The organism is Ornithinibacillus gellani, assembly GCF_003730295.1.
Classification (GTDB): domain Bacteria; phylum Bacillota; class Bacilli; order Bacillales; family Amphibacillaceae; genus Ornithinibacillus_A; species Ornithinibacillus_A gellani.
Map to the genome: position 1 here is coordinate 63369 of NZ_QTSZ01000041.1, position 19737 is coordinate 83105.

Consider the following 19737-nt stretch of genomic DNA (forward strand, 5'->3'; position numbering starts at 1 on the left):
TGTGCGATTTATTTGGTGATAAAGGTGGATGGCATAACTGCAGCAACGACTTCTCCAGATGCACAGCAAACATCATTTGCAAAGACCTCCGTATGTATTTTCCACTTTTTTGGATGAATTTCTTCTATCTTTCCTACCGCTTTAAGTGGCACTCCATGTGGTGTTGGTTTTAAATAGTTCACCTGTAAGGATGCAGTAACAAAACGTGGTGGCTCCGCTCCATCCCCTATTTCATGACCATTCTTTCGATGAAGCGCCAGTGCTGCAGATCCTGTGCCGTGACAATCAATAACAGATGCTATTAATCCTCCATAGACAAAGCCCGGGATTGCGGTATGCTCTTCGCGAGGTGTGTATATCGTAATGGTCTGATCCCCATTCCAACCCGTACGTAAATGCAGACCATCTTTATTTAATCGACCACAACCATAGCACCATGCATAATCATCTGGATAAATATCTTGAATGGCTTGTTCTACCTTTTCCATGTCAACGCCTCCCCAATATTTTCTATTTTTATTTAGTATAGCATGTCCTTTTTTCACTTGAAAACAAAGTTAGAACCTCAAAACAATATTTAAGTTGTATTCAGAGGTATACCATCTTATAATAGTGTAAATAGAAATTGTGTAAAGGGTGGAATAATGGGAAAACGAATTGGTTATTTCTTGTTAACAAATATTTTGGTGCTTCTAACCATCAGTATCATTTTTACCATCACTGGTGCCGGTAGTTACATCACCGCTGCTGGTGGAATAAACTTCGGACAATTACTCATATTTAGTGCTATTATCGGTTTTTCTGGTGCACTCATTTCACTTGGTATGTCTCGTTGGCTTGCAAAACGTATGATGGGTGTACAGGTTTTAGACCCAAACGGACCACTTTCTGAGGACGAGCTTCTTGTCGTAGAGAAGGTTCATCGCCTATCTAGAGCAGCCGGACTGATGCATATGCCGGAAGTGGGAATTTATCATTCGCCAGAGGTAAACGCATTTGCTACCGGACCATCCAAAAAACGCTCTATGGTTGCAGTTTCATCCGGCCTGCTTCAGGAAATGGATGATACTGCGATAGAAGGGGTTATTGCCCATGAAGTAGCGCATATTGCGAATGGCGACATGGTAACGATGACATTGTTGCAAGGTGTTGTGAACACATTTGTTGTTTTCCTCGCACGTATCGTAGCATTTGCTGTATCCCGATTTGTACGTGATGAATTGGCACCAATCGTTCATTTCATTGCAATTATTGTTTTCCAGCTTGTATTTTCAATTCTGGGAAGTCTTGTAGTCTTTGCTTATTCCAGACATCGTGAATTTCACGCAGACCGTGGCGGGGCAGATTTGGCTGGAAAGGATAAAATGCGACATGCTTTGGAATCATTAAAGCAATACACCAATCGGATGCGACAGGGTGAGCCAGAATCAATTGCAACCTTGAAAATTAATCATAAATCGAAATCTGCGCTATTCTCAACACATCCAGATTTGGATGAACGGATCAAGCGCCTAAGCTAAAAAAACAAGCCGGAAAGTGGATGAACACCACCTTCTCGGCTTGTTTTTATTTGGTTGTACCCTGTGTTTTTTTCGCCACAATCCAAAGTATGAAAGCGATCGACAGCATGGTAATTGCGCTGGATAAGAATGGTAACCCAAATGCCTCAGCAGTCGCTCCTGAAACAAAGGAGCCAAGCACAGCTCCAAGTGAAAAGAACGCGTAAAATATGCCATAAGCCTTTCCCCTGTCTACTACAGAGGAAGCATCTGTTACAATTCGATTCATGGACGGAAAGACGAGCGCGAAGCCAATACCGTAAATGACCATCAATGTCATGCTAACCCAATAAATGGATACAAAGTTAAGCATCACATGCACCGATCCGATAAAGATAATCCCGATAACGACAAGCGTAATGGGTGAAAAACGATCATACATTTTATTCAATGGCGATAGAAACACAATCAATGCAACAATTCCATACGTACTTAAGAGCATCCCTGTCGTTGCAGAAGTCATACCCATCGATTCTACCTTCAGTGGAAGTGCAAAGGCCAGTGTCCCATTACTAATCATAAGGGCAAATGCAGCAAGAGATGCCTGAATGATTAATGGATGCTTTAACAAAGGTAAAAATTGGCGCAGCGAAAATTTACCACGCTCTGTCGATACATAGGATTCCTTCACGAACTTCAGCAATAAAATTGTACTAATGAAAAATAAAATGGCTACAAAAATAAACACATACTCTACTTTGGATTTAGCAGCCATCGCGCCACCAAATGCCGGTCCGGCAATTGCTGCTGTCCCAATACATGCACCAGTCAGTGCCATGACCTTTCCACGTGAGCCTTTTTTCGATTGGTCGCCTACATAAGCAAATGCAGCCGGAATCAGCACACCGCCAGCAAGACCGTGCAAGAAGCGGATAATAAATAATTGTATCCCTGTTTGTGCAATAGGGTAGAACAATAGGATAATGGCAACAGAAAGCATCCCGGTAAATAGCATCTTTTTCCTGCCATAGCGATCAATCCAATGTCCGCCAAATATATTACCTACCATATTGGTCAATGAATATACAGCAACGATAGAGCCTGTCAATAGATGAGAGGCACCAAGGTCCATTGCATAAGGTGTAATAATTGGCAGCTGTATAAATGTATCTAAGAATGAAACCATAATGATAATATAAAGCATTTTCGTCACGATCTATTCCTCACTTTCCCGTAGTCTATTATAATCGATTGTGACTTTTTTATCATGATATTGCTCCCGATTATTAATTCGTTTCAAAAGTTGACACATCTTTTCGGATCATCAGGCGTGTATACCCTTCCTCCCATATTATTCTATTGATTCATTACACATCTCATGCACATGCATATGTAACTTGGTCCTGCGATTAGCATACATAATAAAAAGCTCTTTATCCGATTTGTAATCAATCAGATAAAGAGCTGTTCTTCCACTATTATCCTTGCAGGCTTGCCATCCATGCTTGAACATCACCGATGCTTGGATTAGCCATGTAATGTCCGCCTTCTACTTTAATTGTTTGGCCAGTAATAAACTTAGATTCATCACTTGCTAAGAATACAGCAGTATAGCCGATATCTTCTGCCTCTCCATGGTAAGGTAATGCATTATATTTAGCAAATATATCGAGCATTTCCTGTGGCATGCTGTTTTTTGCAGCTGGAGTTAAGATCAGTCCAGGAGCAATTGCATTACAGCGAATATTATCTTTACCATACTGTTCAGCAATATATCTTGTCATATTTACTACTGCAGCTTTAGATGCACCATATGCTGTCCGGGTTGCATCCCCTGCAAAGCCTGCCATGGACGCTGTATTAATAATCGAGCCACCGCCCGCTTCAATCATATGCGGAATCGCAAATCGACTACCCAACAACACACTCTTTGCGTTAACATCCATTAAACGATCCCATTCATCTAAATCAATGTTGACGACATCCAAATCTTTTTTCAAATTTGTAAGACCAACATTATTGTATAGAACATTTATACCACCATATGTTTTTACGGTGAATTCTACACTTTCCTTGATAGATGATTCCTGTCCTGCGTCTAGAAAGATTCCAGTTGCTTCTCCACCTTCAGCTTTAATTGCTGCTGCTGCCTCTTTCGCTCCTGCTTCATTAAAATCCGCAATGACAACCTTTGCACCTTCTTTTGCCATTAATTGCGCAGCTGATAATCCAATTCCAGATGCGCCCCCTGTAATCAATGCGATTTTACCTGTTACTCTACCCATTAAAAACATCTCCCATCTTTAGTTGTTAGTTTGTACAAAAGGGTGGAAAATAATATATATTCAACTTGGTCGTCACCAAGCTTCTGGTGGCAGCCTTAGTTGCACTATTTAGCAAAAAATAAGTATCTATTTATATAATACTTCTTCCTTATTTTTTGTTATTTCAATCCTGCTAGCAAAACAAGCATGGCATGATTTTGCTTTTGTACAAAAAACATCTCTATTATTTTACCACTAAAACGTTTAACGATAAAACATTTTAACTTCATCTTATCGATTTTCTAATTATAACTTTGCTAGTTTTCCAATGATATTTTTGGTATCGTTTATAGTGGATATTATTTATATTTATTCATGTGTATATCACAGTTTGTCAGACATCAGAACGGGGGTTTTTTTGTGAAACGATTGGTCATATTGGGTGGTGGTTACGGTGGTGTTAAAGTATTGCTTGGCTTACTTGCAGCAGGCATTCCAGAAGATATCGAAATCACACTGGTGGATAAAAATCCATACCATTCTCTCAAAACAGAATTTTATACAATCGCAGCGGGGACAGCGGCTGAGAAAGATGTTCGGATGGATTTTCCAGACGACCCACGGGTTTCCTATGAATTTCTAGAGGTGAATCACATTGATACGGAAAAGCAAATGCTCACCTTTAGCCGCTCTACAAAGGTACTATCCTATGATTATCTCGTTATCGGGCTAGGATGCGAGGATAATTATCATCATATCGAAGGTGCACCGGATTTTACCCAAAGTGTACAATCCTTCTCTAAAGCACGACATACGGGACTTGCTGTCGGTAATTTACATGCCTATGGCAAAGTAACCATTGTTGGTGCTGGACTAAGCGGAATTGAAGTAGCATCAGAAATAAGAGAAAGCAGATCTGATTTAAATATTCGATTATTAGACCGCGGCTCTTCTGTACTTAGTGCATTTGATCCGCGAATTCAAGCACATGTATCCGATTGGTTTTTAAAAAATGATGTTGAAGTACTGCATCACGCAAATGTGGAATATGTAGAAAAAGATGGTGTTTGTAATAATGGTATTTGTTATGTAAATGACGTTACCATTTGGACTGCAGGGGTTCAGCCACATCACTTGGTACGGGCACTCCCCTATGAAAAAGATCGTCAAGGGAAGGTCGCAGTCAATGAATTTTTTCAGGTGCCCACGCAGCCTAATGTGTATGTGATTGGCGATTGCGCTTCATCTATCCACTCCCCAAGCGGACAGCTTGCTGGATTGCAAGGTGAACAGGTGGCAACTACTTTACAAGCTGTTTTACTTGGCAGAGAACCGAAAAAACCGAAAGAAATCAAATTAAAAGGTACCCTTGGCTCCCTTGGAAAATCAGACGGTTTCGGAAATATGATGCAGCAGCCTTTCACAGGATTTTTACCACGATTGGCAAAGTCAGGTGTGCTATGGCTTAGTAAGCGTCATTAACAGATCCATTGTTTCATAGAGAGGATGAAATCGAATGACCGAAAGACGGTTTAATCCAGCCCATATGGCTAAGCTGGACAATCCTGAACGAAAAAAACTAATTGCACCAGAGGCTTCCCTCGCAAAACTAAATATTGGCGATCAGTCAGATGTACTGGATCTTGGTGCTGGACTTGGATTCTTTGCTATCCCTGCCGCAACACAAACATCTGGTACCGTATATGCATTGGATGTTGCAAAGGAAATGCTGCATGAATTACAGGCACGTGCAGCAAAGGCTTCTCTGGACAATGTTGCATATATCCAAGGAGAAATAGAACAAATTCCATTGGACGATGAACAAGTGGATCACATCATTGCGTCCATGGTGCTTCATGAGGTGGAACCATTGGAACAAGGGCTTGTGGAAATAAACCGGGTGTTAAAGCCGGGCGGAACCGTACTCTGTGTCGAATGGGAAAAGGTCGAAACAGAACAAGGACCACCTTTAAACCACCGTATCCATTCCAAGGATATGAAAAAGGCAGTGGAAGGTAGCGGTTTTAAACGAATTGATATCACTCATCCATCCGAAGCCGTATATGTGATGACATTTCAAAAATAAGACGTCAAAGCAAAAAGCCTATTTCCTGCACAGTCATGAACAGCTGTATTGGAAATAGGCTTTCTTATTCTACTTTTTCTATTTTGCTGGCCAGCTTGCTGCTACTGGCAAAACCTGCGCAATGGATGAACGAATGTCCATACCAGATGGACGCATCCAAATATGAATATTGCCATGATCCGTATTTGTTCGGATAAGACGTCCTATCCCCTGCTGTAAACGGAGCAGCATATACGGAAGCTCCACTGCTTTTACTGGATTCACTGCATGCTTTCTTTTCGCTTCAAAAACTGGATCTTTTGGCGGATATGGTAAGGAACTAATGATGACCTGACTCAACGCTTCCCCCGGTACATCCAAGCCTTCCCATAAATGATAAGAGCAAAGCACTGTCGTCAAGTTCTCCTGAAAATCCTTTACGAGCACACTAATTTCCTGATTGCCTTCAAATCGCATTGGGAAATCCCACTTCTTATCCGAAGCCCAAACTCGGAATCTATTCATTTCCTGCTCTGAGGTAAAAAGCAATAATGATCTGCCGTCCATTGCAGCCAGTTGCTCCCCAATTGCCTCCCATTTATCAGTCTCGTTCTCCTGAACATGCATGGCTATCTGCATTTGTGTATCATAATCAAAAGGAGAGGAAACGGTCATCGCTTCATAGTTTTCCAAGCCCAGACTTGCAGCTATATGGGTGAAATCACCAGCCTGTGACAGGGTAGCTGAAGAAAATACAAATGGTAGTTTCTGTGAAAACACCTCTTTTTTCAAGACGTCCTCCACTAGCCGAGGCATGATGACGAGACTCACATCATCCTTATTTTCTTCCAGCCAAATAATCGCTTCATCATCACGGGTTAATATAGATAATGCATAGGAAAAGAATTCCAAATACTCTTCAATAATTTTCAAATGATAGGATTCCATTGTAAACAGCTCAGCATCGAAAACAAGCTGTTCCAAAAGCTGCTCAACCAGTTTACCCATTTGTCTTGCCACATCAAATAAGGCGGGATTCGGTTGAACTTCCAGTCGATTCGACCCTGCTATCGTTTTGGCATGCTGCTGTAAGGCACGGAACCAGGATTCCTGCATATCCAGAATCTGCTCCATTACAACTAATGTTTCCTCACGTACATCCTGTCCCATGTATCCCGTCATCACATTTGTCAATGTATCCCGGTCAATCCGATAGGTTAGACCTTTTTGTGCAGCAAATTCCAATAAGTGACCTTCATCAAAAATGACGCAGCTCGCTTCTGGTAATAACGGCAGCTGCCCCTCTCGTTTACGTGATTCCTTCGTCCATATATGCTCCATATAAAAATCATGCGAGCAGATAATTAAATCCTCAGCGTGACGGTAATACTCCCTGTTTAATGTCTGCCCGCTACGATGGCGCCATTCGCATGTTGCACATTGCTGCAAAGGATCCCATGCAATCTGTTCCCACGCTTCATTAGAAACCCATGGATATTCTTTACGATCCCCATATCTTTCAAAGCGTTGTAAGGAACCACCAGAGTCAAACACAAAATCCGGAATGGCATCATGCACCCGAAGAATGGATTCATCTGTCGTCGATGCCGCCAATGGATCTAACTTTTTCATACAAACGTATTGTTCTCTTGCCTTTGCCAAACGAATATCAATATCCAAACCAAGCGCCTGCTCCAGCTTTTCGATATCGCCACCCTTTTTTACAAGTTGTTCAATGAGTGATTCGTCTGCACAGGAAATAATTGCAGGCTTTCGTTGATAGCGAGCATAGCAAATGGCATACAACAAATAAACGAGTGTCTTGCCCGTGCCAACACCCGCTTCAGCAAAGATTGTTTTTTTATGCTTAAATGCTTGTTCTAATTGAAAGGCCATATAAATCTGTTCATCGCGTAGCTCATAACCTTGTTCAGGTAAAATATCATAAAAGACATCACCGACATAGTCACCCAATCGGTCAAAAAAATTCTCTGTTTTATCCACCGTAAACGGCAATGCACGTTTTCTCATTCGTTCTAAAACTCCCCATCTGCTTTTCGTTGCTTTGCTATTATACTAGCAAGGCATGCAAATGTTCAAACGACATCGCCCCTTTACTGGACAATTAGATCAAATCATCCACATGGATGATTTCTTCCGGTATATATTCATATCTATTCATATCAATTTTTCCGTGCAGACCAAACAGAATCCCTTCATCGACCAAAAGATCCCGCTGCCTGATACCTGCATCCGATTTTAATGTAATTCGTCCTTCCTTATTCACAACCCGCTGCCATGGCAAGTCATATTTTGCACTCATGGAATGTAAAATTCTTGATACTTGTCTAGCAGCACGGGGGTTTCCTGCTGTTCGAGCTACCTGTCCATAAGACATGACATGCCCCTTTGGAATTTGTTGTATCACTTGAATTACCTGTTTCGTAAATGGCTGCATGTGATCACATCTCCTCCATGTACCTTTTCATCATCTCCTTCTATTTTAGGATAAAAAAGGTTACATGAACAAGCTGAATCCATAATTCCGGAAAAGCATAGGTATGGTTTATACCTTAAGCGCACGAAAAAAGCATCCTACATGGGATGCTTTGGTTGATTTAGGCGTCTGTTTCTGCATTGGTTTCTTTATCTTCTTCACTGGTACCATTACTTTCCTGGTCCTTATCATTTCCCTGCTTTACTTCGGTTTGGCTCTCCTGTTCATCCTTTGGCGTGTCCGCTGGCGAATCTGTTTTTTCATTCGTTTCTTTATCCTGATCCGCTTTTTGTTTGGAACGAATAGGTGCCTTCACCTCATTCATTTGCTGAATGGCCTGCTGCAGAATCTGGTCAAAAGCAGTTCTAACTTCTTCTTGAGCACTTCCAATATCCAGCTCCATTTCGGAAAGCAATGCTTCTGCATGCGCTTGAAGCATTTGAATCCGTTTCTCTTTTTCGTCGGCAGTAAATGCTGCCAAATCAGCTTGCACCGCTTCCATTTTCCCTTGTAGCGCTTCCTTTAGTCTTGCCGTCTGCTTTTCCTGTTCCTTTGTAATCGCTTCGTCTATATCCTCGATGGATGCTGTTGTTTTTTGCTGCAGCCAATCGACAAAAAGGGTGCGAATATCCTCATTTGCAAATGCAAATGTAACACCGCCACCAGCTAACACAGTCACAAGCATCACCATCACAATCAGCTTTTTCAATGCGGATGTATTCGATTGTCCATGCTTTTCCTTTCTGCTGATCATTGTATTTCCTCCATATGGAAATACTGAGGCTCCGGATAGAGGAAGAGCCCCAGTATGACACACAAATTAATTACCCATTTTTTCGATAGCTGCATCCATTGCAGACTTGGCTTGTTCGGTCAAATTGTTGGCAGCCGCTACAATCAGAGCTTTTTGTTCATCTACTAGATTGCCAATAATCGCTTCAATTGATTCTGTCAAATCTTCCACTGCCCAATCTACTTGATTTTGGAGGTTACGAACAGTTATTTCCTCTTGAACTGCTACTTCAGCAGCCAATGCCTCCTGTGCAGCTTGAATGGCTTCCTCCAGCTCAGATACAGCTACATCTCTTGCCGTGTTAATATCACCTGTCAGCTGTGCTATAGCTTCTTCTCCTAAAGCACCAGTGTGCTCCTGCAAATCATTTTCAGCGTAGGCAGCTGCCGCATCTGTAGCCGCACCAATTTGGAAATAACCGTCCAGCATCACGTTATAATATTGTAATCCTATATTAGCCAAAATTTCTGCTTCCGCTGCATCCAAGTCCCCTAAATGCTTCAGCTTTGCATTGACGATTTCCTCTAGTGATTCGCCTGTAGCTGTTTCCCTGGATAAATCAATCTCAGCAGAAATTTCATTTTTCAAGTTTTCATATTCCGTATTCCATGTATCCAGTGCATCATCCAAATACGCATTGGTTTGTTGGTCAATCCGTTCAACAGATTCACCAAAGAGACCATTATACCACTGCTTTAATGCAGCACCTGCATCCGTATTCGCCAGTGCAAAACCCGCTCCTGAAAAGGCAATGCCTGCAGCCACAACACCTGCTACAACCTTTGTTTTTACTTTTCCAAATTTCATTCCCAATTACCCCTCTCATTTTATAGACATTTAGTTGTTTTCCAACCACTCCGTCAAAAAGTCAACTACATCTGTTCTGATTTCTTCTTCGATTTGTTTCTTTTTGTTTCTCTCATAATCATCGAAGCTACTTTCTCCCAAGATGTTTTTCATGTCTGCCAGTTGAGAAAGGTAATCATGCTTGTACGTTCCCAGATCATTAGTTGCATCACCAGCAATCCATTGAGAGAATGGAATGAGGTCCGTTTCGCTTCCCCCCATAGACAGCTGCGTTTGATCCCAAACCGCTTGGTGTAGCGCAGTATAATCCAAATCATGATTCCATTCGATATCGGCATAATCCTCTAACAATGCCTGATAGGTGTTTGTTCCTGTTGCTCCTCCTGGTTGTGCGCTAATATAAACCGTCGCAAACGCTGTCAGAAAGCAAATAGATATGAAACCGAGCAAGAACTTTCTCACTATCACCTATCCTTTCATAGGAATTTATGTTCAACTATGTCACATCAATACCTCGCAATCACTATATTAACAGAAAAATCGAAATCTTAAATCAGTACTTTATACCATTTCATAGATAGTCCAAAAGATTAGAATTCGACAATATTCGAGTGCATTCTTTGTCGTTATTTTGCTGAAGGTAGGTAAAAGGATGGAGGTTTACGAAGATACCTTGATGAAGTGTTCTGTGTACCATCATCCGATAAAACTACTCCTTGATACATAGGAGGTAATCACTAGAAACAATAGGACATTTGATTCAATCGTGCATTTGCTTTTGTCGAATGATTTATTTTCAGGATAGAATACAGTACTCTAGTACCGTTTTATCCTATGAAATAAAATAGCCCTGCCCATGTATTTACACATGAACAGGGCTGCTTATTTAAATTTAGTCCATCACTTTACAGATGTCATTGGTAAATGCGACGGGGTCTTCCACAGGCAGTCCTTCAATTAGCAATGCCTGATTATACAATAAGTTGGTATAAAGCATTACTTTGTCTTTATCTTCTTCCAATGCTCTTTTTAATGAATCAAAGACGGCATGTTCACTATTGATTTCCAGTATTTTATCTGCTTGAATTTGTTCATTATTTGGCATGGCGTTTAAGATCTTTTCCATTTCTATGGAAATATCACCATCTGCCGTTAAACAAACAGGATGTGATTTCAAGCGTTTGGAGATGCGAACATCTTTTACCTTACCTGTAAGTGCCTCTTTCATCATATCGAATAATGCTTGATTATCCTTTGTTTCTTTTTCGGCAGATGCTTTATCTGCCTCATCGTCAATGCCAAGATCACCACTGGAAACGGACTTGAATTCCTTTTCGTCGTAATTCATTAGCATGCGGATGGCAAACTCATCCACATCCTCCGTGAAATAAAGGATTTCATATCCTTTATCCGCTACAAGCTCTGTCTGCGGCAGCTTTTCTATTCGTTCAATAGATTCACCAGCAGCATAATATATATACTTTTGATCCTCTTTCATCCGTCCCACGTATTCAGCTAAAGAGACAAGCTTGTTTTCTGTGGAAGAATGGAATAATAGAAGATCCTGCAAATCTGCTTTATTTGCACCAAAGTCACTATAAACGCCATATTTCAACTGACGACCGAATGTATGATAAAACTTTTCATACGTTTCCCGATCGTTTTTAAGCATATTTTGTAATGCCGTTTTTATTTTCCGATTAATATTTTTTGCAATCAGATTCAATTGACGATCCTGTTGCAGCATTTCCCGTGAAATATTTAGTGATAGATCATCTGAATCTACCATACCTTTTACGAAGCTGAAATGATCTGGTAATAAGTCTGCACATTTCTCCATAATGAGCACACCATTCGCATATAATTCCAGACCTTTTTCATATTCCTTGGAATAATAGTCATATGGCATTGTTTCAGGGATATAAAGAATCGCATGGTAGCTAATGTTCCCATCAACATGTGTATGAATATGCTTTAGTGGCGTATCAAATCCGTAATGCTTTTCCTGGTAAAAGTTTTGGTAATCTTCATCTGTTAGCTCATTTTTATTTTTACGCCAAATGGGGACCATGCTATTTACCGTTTCTTCCTCCACATAGTCCACATACTCATCCGCTTCATCATCCTTTGGCTTACTTTTGGTGATGTCCATTTTAATCGGATAACGGATGAAATCAGAATACTTCTTGATAATCGACTGTAAGGAATGTGTTTCTAAATAGGCATCATAATTTTCTTCTTCGGTATTGTCTTTTATTTTCAATACAATTTCCGTTCCTATTTCAGCCTTTTCAGCAGGTATGATGGTGTATCCGTCCGCACCTTCAGACTCCCAGCGAAAAGCTTCTTCACTTCCGAGTGCACGGCTAGTTACGGTTACCGTATCTGCGACCATGAATGCTGCATAAAAACCTACACCAAACTGACCAATGATGTCATAGCCGTCTTTTTTCTCATTTTCATTTTTGAAAGCAAGCGAGCCACTACGAGCAATGGTACCAAGATTGCTTTCCAATTCTTCCTTGGTCATGCCAATACCAGTATCCGTAACGGTTAGCAGTCGTTCCGCTTCATTCGTTGTAATTTTTATGTAGTAATCATCTTGATTAAACGTTAATGAATCATCTGTTAAAGCTTTGTAGTATATTTTGTCAATTGCATCACTTGCATTGGAAATCAACTCGCGCAGAAATACTTCCTTCTGTGAGTAAATGGAATTAATCATTAACTCTAGCAAGCGCTTCGATTCTGCCTGAAATTGCTTTTTTTCCATGAAAAATCTACTCCTTTGCCATTTTCCTTTTTTCATAAAGTAACGATTAGCACTCGCCATACTAGAGTGATAATCGCTACTTCATTTCATACCATATTCTGCTTTGTTATGTCAAAGGATTGCATTGAAAAATCAGCAGTATAGATGTTTTTTAATTTAGTAATACATTATCCTTACTATAGATTTCAATTTTATATGGATCCTTTTTAATAGAATCATCTACTTCTTCTGAATGGATAAATGCATGGATTTCCATTTCAATTTGATCCACTAGCTCCTCTACATCTGAATAGCTTGACGGAACAGAGGTAGTAATCGTTAATGTCAGTGGTGATGGGTAAAACGAATAACCCACCCCAACTACGTTAAAGTCTTTCTTGCCAATTAAACCTTCGGCAATCGTTGAGATTATCGGAGCCCATCTCATTTCTGCCTCTTGTTTAGCAGGATCCGTTTTATAAATTTCAATAGAAAAGCCTTCCAGATTTTTCTCGTCCAGCAATCCTTCAATCAATTGCTTTATTTCTGCATCCCTCGTTTCGGTTATTGGTAACTCCAGCGGAATAAATTTTTCAAGATTATTGATCCTTACAGGGGCTGAAAAAATTTGATAGCCTTCAGCTGTTAACCTTTGCATAATTTCATTTTCTATTTCCCTGCTCAATTGGATGTTTTTTTCAATCTTCTTTTGTTCTGACTTTGGTATATCTGCTAACGGATCTGTTGGCATACTGCGTGATACTTTTATTGTATAAGCATCCATCCCAATCGAGTGCAGTTTTTGTTCGGCGGCCAGCTTCACTTCCGCTTTCACCTTATTAACATAATCCTCATCACCTTGAATTTCGATACCTATCGTTTTAGTTGCTACACTTAGCTGGAATCTATCCACTTGATAGCCTAATTCGGTTAAGTCTTCCTCGATGATTTCCAGTATGGATGAATCCTTTTCGAATAACATATTTAACACGGGGATTTTTGCCAATACTGCTGAAACACCCGGTAGATAAAATGCCGAGCCGATTAACAAAGCAACACAGAGTACGAGCGATACGCCAACATAAAGGAGCTTGTTACTTTTCTTCTTCATTTGGTAATTACCTTTTATTTCTCCAAACACTTTATGTTTGATCCTTTCGGAAATCTCTTCCTCAAAATAATGATGATCATAATGTGCCTTCGTTTCCTTTAACATTTTATCCATCCAGATCACCTCCACCTATAGATATCCATTTTTGTTTGAGCTTCATTCTTCCACGAACAAGTCGTGTTTTGACTGTATTTGCATTCATTTGTAACGTCTTACTAATATCATCAATTTTTTGATCATGGAAATAATATAAAATTAAAACTTCGCGATATTTTATTTTTAAGGAAAAAATAGCCTGTAAAAGTTGCTCCTTTTGATTCTTTTCCATATATGCTTGCTCTGGTGTATGATTACTCGCAAAGTTGGTTATGTATTTAACTGGATGCATAAACTGGGTAAATTTGTTTTTATGTAAGGAATCCTTCGCTGTGTTCACGGTTATTCGATAAATCCAAGTTGAAATAGCCGCATCTCCACGATATTTATCCAGATGTTTATAACATTTTATAAATACCTCTTGCGTGATATCTTCAGCAGACCCATGATTTTTTACAAATGAAAAAGCAAGTAAATATACTTTTTTGGAGTACAGATTCATTAATTCTTCCAATACTTCCTCTGCATCCTTTTCCATTGAATGTTCATTGCTATACGAAAAAGCAACTTCATTGTGCCGCTCCATTTCGTCTCCCCCCCATCTTTCAATTATTTAGACATGAATGGTCAAATTAAAGTTTCATTTTTCTTAAAAAAATTTAATGTATCCTAAAAAATGATGTGTGGAATATATAAATGAAAGATTAATACAAGGAAATTGCTTACAAAACAAAAGCCCCCATCTATGATGCATAATAGGATGACATAACTTTATCTTCCCGTAGAAGCATCATATTGGGGGCTTTACATACAGTTGTTTTTAAGAGATTTCATCTACCTAATCCCAATAATTATAAATGATTTCGCCAACTGTTTTAGGTTGCCAATACCATATTTCTTCCAGTTCTTCTGCGCTTAGCTGATGTGTCAGCGGTAATGGATCCTTTTTATTTTCGGGGCGGATGACAACAGGTGCATCCAATTCCGCTTTACTAACAACATGATAATACGGTCGAAATAGTCCGGCAAGTGCCTCTTCATCAATAAAATGAAAACCACCATCTTGCATACGGTCAGCAAAAGCCAAAAATGGATAGGCAGCATTCAATAATAAAAAGTACGCTTTCTGAAAAATTTCTACTCGTACTACCTCATAATTGGTATCGATGGCTTGTGCTTGATAGGATAATACTTTACCACCATTCGGCACCAAAACGGCATAACAAATTTTCTTAAATGTATTGACGTCTGGTTCTTCCATGACATCATCTGCAGCCTGAAACCCTGTTACTCCACGGAGTAATAACATTCCTTTTCCCCCTCAAAGCAGCATTATTTCTTTTGGATTGCTTCCGTCATTTGGCTCCAAATAGATCCCTCTGCTTTATCACCTGATTCTATTCTAGCAAGTGCTAGTTTTGCTTGCATGCGCACTTCAAACTCTGGATCTTCTAACGCCTGCTGTAGCGCCGGAATAGCGGTTGCATCTCCAACCTCATATAAGAACATGGCACCACGCCAACGGACAATTCTACTTTTATCCTGTAAGGTTTCTATCATCGCAGGCATTGCTTCCTTATAACCAAGGTCAGATAAACAATCCCCTGCTGTTCGCCTTACGTTTATCGCTTTATCCTTTAATGCTTTATATAAATATGGCAATACTGCTGGGGCCTCTATCATTCCAAGATATGCGGTTGCCAAACGACGTACAGATGCTTTTTCATCGTCTAATGCTTTATCCAATACTGGTAAATCTGTTAGCTCGGGATCCATTCGATCTAAGGCTGCATAGCGTTTTTTCCAGCTTGGATCATCCAGCATGTCAAGCGTGACTTGCTTCCGTTCCTGCTGCGCTACAGCCATATCATCCTTTCCTTCGACAATCAGCTTAATCAAATCATCGACGCGAGCCATGTCATAGCTGGCTGAAATTTCTTCTACGACTTCTTCCCCTACTTCGGATACAGCACCGTAACGTGGGCTTTGCTCCACCCATTTTCTTTCAGCCAGCATATTATCCGCTACAACAGAGGCTTCCATCACGGCATTCATAAATCTTTTAGGCAAGCCAAAGCGATGTTCTTTTCCGGCTTCTTCCAGCTTGACTTGCATCGGAATACTGCGGAAGTACTGAATAAACACCTTCAGCTCTCCAAAGACTGGCTCTGCCTTTTCAGCACCTGCCTCAGGTTCTGGAACATAGCTATCCACCGTTCCAAGTGCCGTACGAACCGCTGGTAAAATTTGCTCCCAAGCGACACGGGGATTTCGTTCCAATGCCAGAAAGTGAATGACACGATATAACCCTTTCACCCCTTCAATGGCAAATAGCTTATGCACATAATCCGGTGCAGCAGACAAATCGTCATTCAGCTTATAACTTTCCGTTTTGCCATCTGGCAGTGCTTCATCTAAATTAATTTTCATTGAATATGGACTTGGGGTTGGTTCAATGGATACAATCTTCATCTTATTTTCCTCCCTGCATGCTTCTAAAATAATTGTAACAGACGAAAATGGTGAATGCATTTTCCATGGTTTAACGGCCTAAGAACATCCACCTATTTTTCCTAGGTCGAAGCTCCTAAATTTATTTTGATTTAGGGGTTCAATTTTTTGTCACATTTGATACAATGATAGATGGCTGAGGCCGATTTTTATACATATAAAAGGATGGGGTGTAACTTCTGTCAATGTTTATATCGTTTCTGAAAATGTTGCCGCTTGTACTTTTTTACGGATTGATTGTTTGGATTATTTATATCTTTATAAAGGACAAGTACCAAAATCAGCATTCCATTTTGAAAACGCATCCAGTATTGGGTAGGCTGCGCTACATATTTGAAATGATTGGTCCAGAATTTCGTCAATATTGGTTTTTAAATGATAAAGAAGGAAAGCCAGTTGACCGTGACACAGCTGAAACCATTGCCAAGGCAGGTAAATATGCCAATACCGTTATTGGTTTCGGTTCCAAAAAAGACTTCAGCAAAACAGATTTCTATCTGACCAACTCCATGTTCCCTAAAAACAAGGATGAGCTGCAGGTGGATAATCATACATTAACGAACACGTACACGTATCAAATTCTAAATGAATCATTGACAAGCAGGAAGGAAAAACGGAACAAGGTACAATTAAAGCCATGGTATCTGACAGACGAGCATGCGATTGTACTTGGGAAAGATCGGACACATCCTTTCCACGTGAAAGGGTTGCTCGGTGTATCGGCAATGAGCTATGGCGCTTTATCTAAAAGTGCAGTCAAGGCACTTGCACAAGGGGTTGCCATTAGTGGCGGAAGCTTTATGAATACAGGAGAAGGTGGCATCTCACCTTATCATTTATCCAAGATCTATTATTTGAAGCAGGCTGACTATGAAACCGATGATCGGCTTGCCAGAAAAATTGTCCATTTCATGGAATCCAATACATATGCCTCCAATTTTGAATTAGAGGATAAATTCGGTAAAGAATCGATAGACGTTGCCAATAAGCTTGTGGAAGCGGATGTTGTCGGCATAAAAAGCACGGACCTCATCTTCCAGGTCGGTTCTGGTCTTTTTGGTGCTAGAAGAGATGGAGCATACTGTGAGGAAACCTTCCTAAATAATGCGATGCGGCCAGAGGTAAAAGCGATTGAAATTAAGATGGCCCAGGGAGCAAAAGTACGCGGCGGAAAACTGCCGAAGGAAAAAATCACACCTGAAATTGCTGCTATCCGCGGCGTTTCTATGGGGAAAGATGTAGAGAGTCCAAATCGATTCCCGTTATTTTCCGATATCGATAGTCTATTTGAACTGATTGCCCATTGGCAGGATATTACCGGGAAACCAGTCGGTATCAAAGTTGTTGCCGGTGATGAGCATTCCTTCGATGAATTAGCTATGCATATGAAGCAAACAGGTGAAAAACCAGATTTCATTTCCATCGATGGGGCAGAAGGTGGTACAGGTGCTACCTACCAAGAAATGGCGGATAGTCTTGGTTTACCGATTTATTCAGGGATTCTCATACTAGATCAAACCTTGCGCACGTATGGGGTTCGCGATGAAGTGAAAATTATTGCATCCGGTATGCTCGCCACAGCAAATAAAATGGCCGTGGCACTTTCACTTGGTGCTGATTTAATCTATGTCGCACGTGCTGCCATGAACACGGTCGGCTGTATCAATGCAGGGAAATGTCATACGAATTTATGTCCGGTTGGCATCACCTCTCATCTGCCACATTTGGAAGCGGGATTGGCCGTTAATGAAAAACGGTTCAGAACTGCCAATTACTTAACAACCATGCGAGAGGGACTATTTATGCTCGGGGCATCTTGCGGTATAGCTACACCTACCGAATTCGCCAAACAGCATATCGCCTTACGTAAGTCTGATAATGAAGTCAAAAAATATACCGATACGATCGGGTTGGACACAACAATTCATGCCCATCCTGCTGCAATTGAATTCGCGGAGGAGCAGGAACGTGAGCTGGTAAATAGTTAAAAAATATCGATTTGGGACAGTCTATTCTATAGGCTGTCTTTTCTATTGTAAAAGGCAATATCTTGGCAGGCTGCTTTCACGAATGATAAAATAGAAGGGATATATGAAGACTGGAGGTATACATCATGACAATTGACTATCAAAACAGACTTGATTCATTACGTACGTATGCAAAAGAAAATAATATGGACATTGCCATGGTAACAACACCGGCAAATGTATTTTATTTTACGGGATTCCTTTCCGACCCACATGAACGATTTATGGCGCTTGTATTAGACAATCGCTCAGATGAGTATATGCTATTTGTACCTGCGCTAGATAAAGATCTTGCAGCAGAAGCTTCTATTGTGGAAAAAATCATCCCCATTTCCGACGAACAAAATCCATATGAAATTGTACAGCAGCATTTAGGGGAAGACGTGGAAGCATTTGGCTTGGAAATGAAAACTGTGACCATGTTCCAGCATCAACAACTGGAAGCTGCTTTCCCGAAAGCGGCTTATGGTGATATTCAGCCATTCATTAACACCTTACGCCTACGTAAATCAAGAGGCGAAATTGAACATATGCAAAAAGCGGTTGATATCATTGAAAAGGTGCTGGAAGAAGGCTTGAAGAAGGTTCGCATTGGCATGACTGAAGCAGAATTAGCAGGTGAACTGGAATTTCTAATGAAAAAATTTGGTGCTGAAGGTCCTTCCTTCTCTACTATTGTGCTAGCAGGAGAAAAGTCAGCTCTTCCACATGGCTCACCTGGTGATCGCCAATTGCAGCATGGTGACTTTTTACTCATTGATATGGGCGTTAAAATCAAGGAAGGCTATTGCTCCGATACAACGAGAACCTTCGTGATTGGAGAAGCAAGTGAAAAGCAAAAGGAAATCTACCAGCTGGTCAAGGAATCCAATCAGGCTGGTATCGATGCAGTCAAAGCTGGCGTACCATTGAAGGAATTTGACATTGCAGCAAGACGCGTCATTCATGACAAAGGATATGGAGATTACTTTAATAACCGGGTCGGACATGGCTTAGGTATCGAATTGCATGAGGAGCCATCCGTTCACGAAAACAATGAAAACCTAGCTGAAAAAGGTCTCGTATTTACCATTGAACCAGGTATTTATCTGCCAGGATTTGGTGGTGTTCGTATTGAAGATACGGTATATATAAACGAAGCGGGTGAAGCAGAAGTGCTTACCGTTTTCCCACGGGAACTGCAAATTATTTAACTGTTCCATTCGGCTGTCGAGTCCAATCGGCAGCTTTTTTTATTGCTTAAATTTGATTCTAGCGGTGTTTCGTCTCAAGCAGCTCATAAAAGTGCATGTTTTCAAATAATTTCAATTGTACT

General features: G+C 40.5%; 18 protein-coding genes. 5 read left to right on the forward strand and 13 right to left on the reverse strand.

Annotated features, from left to right (window positions below):
- Positions 1–8: 8 nt before the first annotated feature.
- On the reverse strand, positions 9–488 hold the full coding sequence (locus tag DX933_RS12640; RefSeq protein ID WP_123316804.1) for a PaaI family thioesterase: 480 nt from the start codon (positions 486–488) through the stop codon (positions 9–11).
- Positions 489–644: 156 nt separating this feature from the next.
- Here DX933_RS12640 and htpX point away from each other — a divergent pair, with 156 nt between their 5' ends.
- Positions 645–1520: a protease HtpX gene (gene htpX / locus DX933_RS12645; protein ID WP_123316805.1), complete on the forward strand. Its 876-nt coding sequence runs from the start codon at positions 645–647 to the stop codon at positions 1518–1520.
- Positions 1521–1566: 46 nt separating this feature from the next.
- Here the strand turns inward: htpX and DX933_RS12650 are convergent, their stop codons facing one another.
- Together DX933_RS12650 and DX933_RS12655 are read right to left on the reverse strand one after the other, a co-directional pair.
- A complete protein-coding gene (locus DX933_RS12650; RefSeq protein WP_317843095.1) occupies positions 1567–2703 on the reverse strand; it encodes an MFS transporter in 1137 nt (378 codons plus the stop codon).
- Positions 2704–2977: 274 nt separating this feature from the next.
- On the reverse strand, positions 2978–3784 hold the full coding sequence (locus DX933_RS12655; protein WP_123316807.1) for an SDR family NAD(P)-dependent oxidoreductase: 807 nt from the start codon (positions 3782–3784) through the stop codon (positions 2978–2980).
- A 399-nt stretch (positions 3785–4183) separates the two neighbouring features.
- Between DX933_RS12655 and DX933_RS12660 the strand changes: the two genes are divergently transcribed.
- Both DX933_RS12660 and DX933_RS12665 read left to right on the forward strand, forming a co-directional pair.
- The gene (locus tag DX933_RS12660; RefSeq protein ID WP_123316808.1) at positions 4184–5245 is read left to right on the forward strand and encodes an NAD(P)/FAD-dependent oxidoreductase; all 1062 of its coding nucleotides are present in this window, start codon (positions 4184–4186) and stop codon (positions 5243–5245) included.
- Positions 5246–5279: 34 nt separating this feature from the next.
- Positions 5280–5849 carry a class I SAM-dependent methyltransferase gene (locus DX933_RS12665; protein ID WP_123316809.1) on the forward strand — a complete coding sequence of 190 codons (570 nt, stop codon included), beginning with the start codon at positions 5280–5282 and terminating at the stop codon, positions 5847–5849.
- 78 nt (positions 5850–5927) lie between these two features.
- Here the strand turns inward: DX933_RS12665 and DX933_RS12670 are convergent, their stop codons facing one another.
- From DX933_RS12670 to DX933_RS12715, 10 genes are all read right to left on the reverse strand, one after another.
- Positions 5928–7859 (reverse strand): ATP-dependent DNA helicase, encoded by a 1932-nt coding sequence (locus DX933_RS12670; RefSeq protein WP_123316810.1) that lies wholly within the window; start codon positions 7857–7859, stop codon positions 5928–5930.
- Between the two features lie 94 nt (positions 7860–7953).
- Complete coding sequence (locus DX933_RS12675; protein WP_123316811.1) at positions 7954–8286, reverse strand: MGMT family protein; 333 nt, start codon at positions 8284–8286, stop codon at positions 7954–7956.
- Positions 8287–8446: 160 nt separating this feature from the next.
- Positions 8447–9079, reverse strand: a complete 633-nt coding sequence (locus DX933_RS12680; RefSeq protein WP_123316812.1) for a hypothetical protein — start codon at positions 9077–9079, stop codon at positions 8447–8449.
- A gap of 66 nt (positions 9080–9145) precedes the next feature.
- Positions 9146–9925, reverse strand: a complete 780-nt coding sequence (locus tag DX933_RS12685) for a hypothetical protein (protein ID WP_123316813.1) — start codon at positions 9923–9925, stop codon at positions 9146–9148.
- A gap of 30 nt (positions 9926–9955) precedes the next feature.
- Positions 9956–10387 carry a hypothetical protein gene (locus DX933_RS12690; RefSeq protein ID WP_123316814.1) on the reverse strand — a complete coding sequence of 144 codons (432 nt, stop codon included), beginning with the start codon at positions 10385–10387 and terminating at the stop codon, positions 9956–9958.
- A gap of 430 nt (positions 10388–10817) precedes the next feature.
- Positions 10818–12698, reverse strand: a complete 1881-nt coding sequence (gene htpG, locus DX933_RS12695; RefSeq protein ID WP_123316815.1) for a molecular chaperone HtpG — start codon at positions 12696–12698, stop codon at positions 10818–10820.
- Between the two features lie 151 nt (positions 12699–12849).
- On the reverse strand, positions 12850–13902 hold the full coding sequence (locus DX933_RS12700; RefSeq protein WP_123316816.1) for a DUF4030 domain-containing protein: 1053 nt from the start codon (positions 13900–13902) through the stop codon (positions 12850–12852).
- Positions 13895–14470 carry a sigma-70 family RNA polymerase sigma factor gene (locus DX933_RS12705; protein ID WP_123316817.1) on the reverse strand — a complete coding sequence of 192 codons (576 nt, stop codon included), beginning with the start codon at positions 14468–14470 and terminating at the stop codon, positions 13895–13897. Before DX933_RS12705 ends, DX933_RS12700 begins: the two co-directional genes overlap by 8 nt.
- 252 nt (positions 14471–14722) lie before the next feature.
- A complete protein-coding gene (locus DX933_RS12710; RefSeq protein WP_123316818.1) occupies positions 14723–15193 on the reverse strand; it encodes a hypothetical protein in 471 nt (156 codons plus the stop codon).
- Between the two features lie 23 nt (positions 15194–15216).
- Positions 15217–16356 carry a conserved virulence factor C family protein gene (locus DX933_RS12715; protein ID WP_123316819.1) on the reverse strand — a complete coding sequence of 380 codons (1140 nt, stop codon included), beginning with the start codon at positions 16354–16356 and terminating at the stop codon, positions 15217–15219.
- Between the two features lie 224 nt (positions 16357–16580).
- Here DX933_RS12715 and DX933_RS12720 point away from each other — a divergent pair, with 224 nt between their 5' ends.
- Together DX933_RS12720 and DX933_RS12725 are read left to right on the forward strand one after the other, a co-directional pair.
- The gene (locus DX933_RS12720; protein WP_123316820.1) at positions 16581–18383 is read left to right on the forward strand and encodes an FMN-binding glutamate synthase family protein; all 1803 of its coding nucleotides are present in this window, start codon (positions 16581–16583) and stop codon (positions 18381–18383) included.
- A gap of 125 nt (positions 18384–18508) precedes the next feature.
- A complete protein-coding gene (locus tag DX933_RS12725; RefSeq protein ID WP_123316821.1) occupies positions 18509–19615 on the forward strand; it encodes a M24 family metallopeptidase in 1107 nt (368 codons plus the stop codon).
- Positions 19616–19737 lie beyond the last annotated feature (122 nt).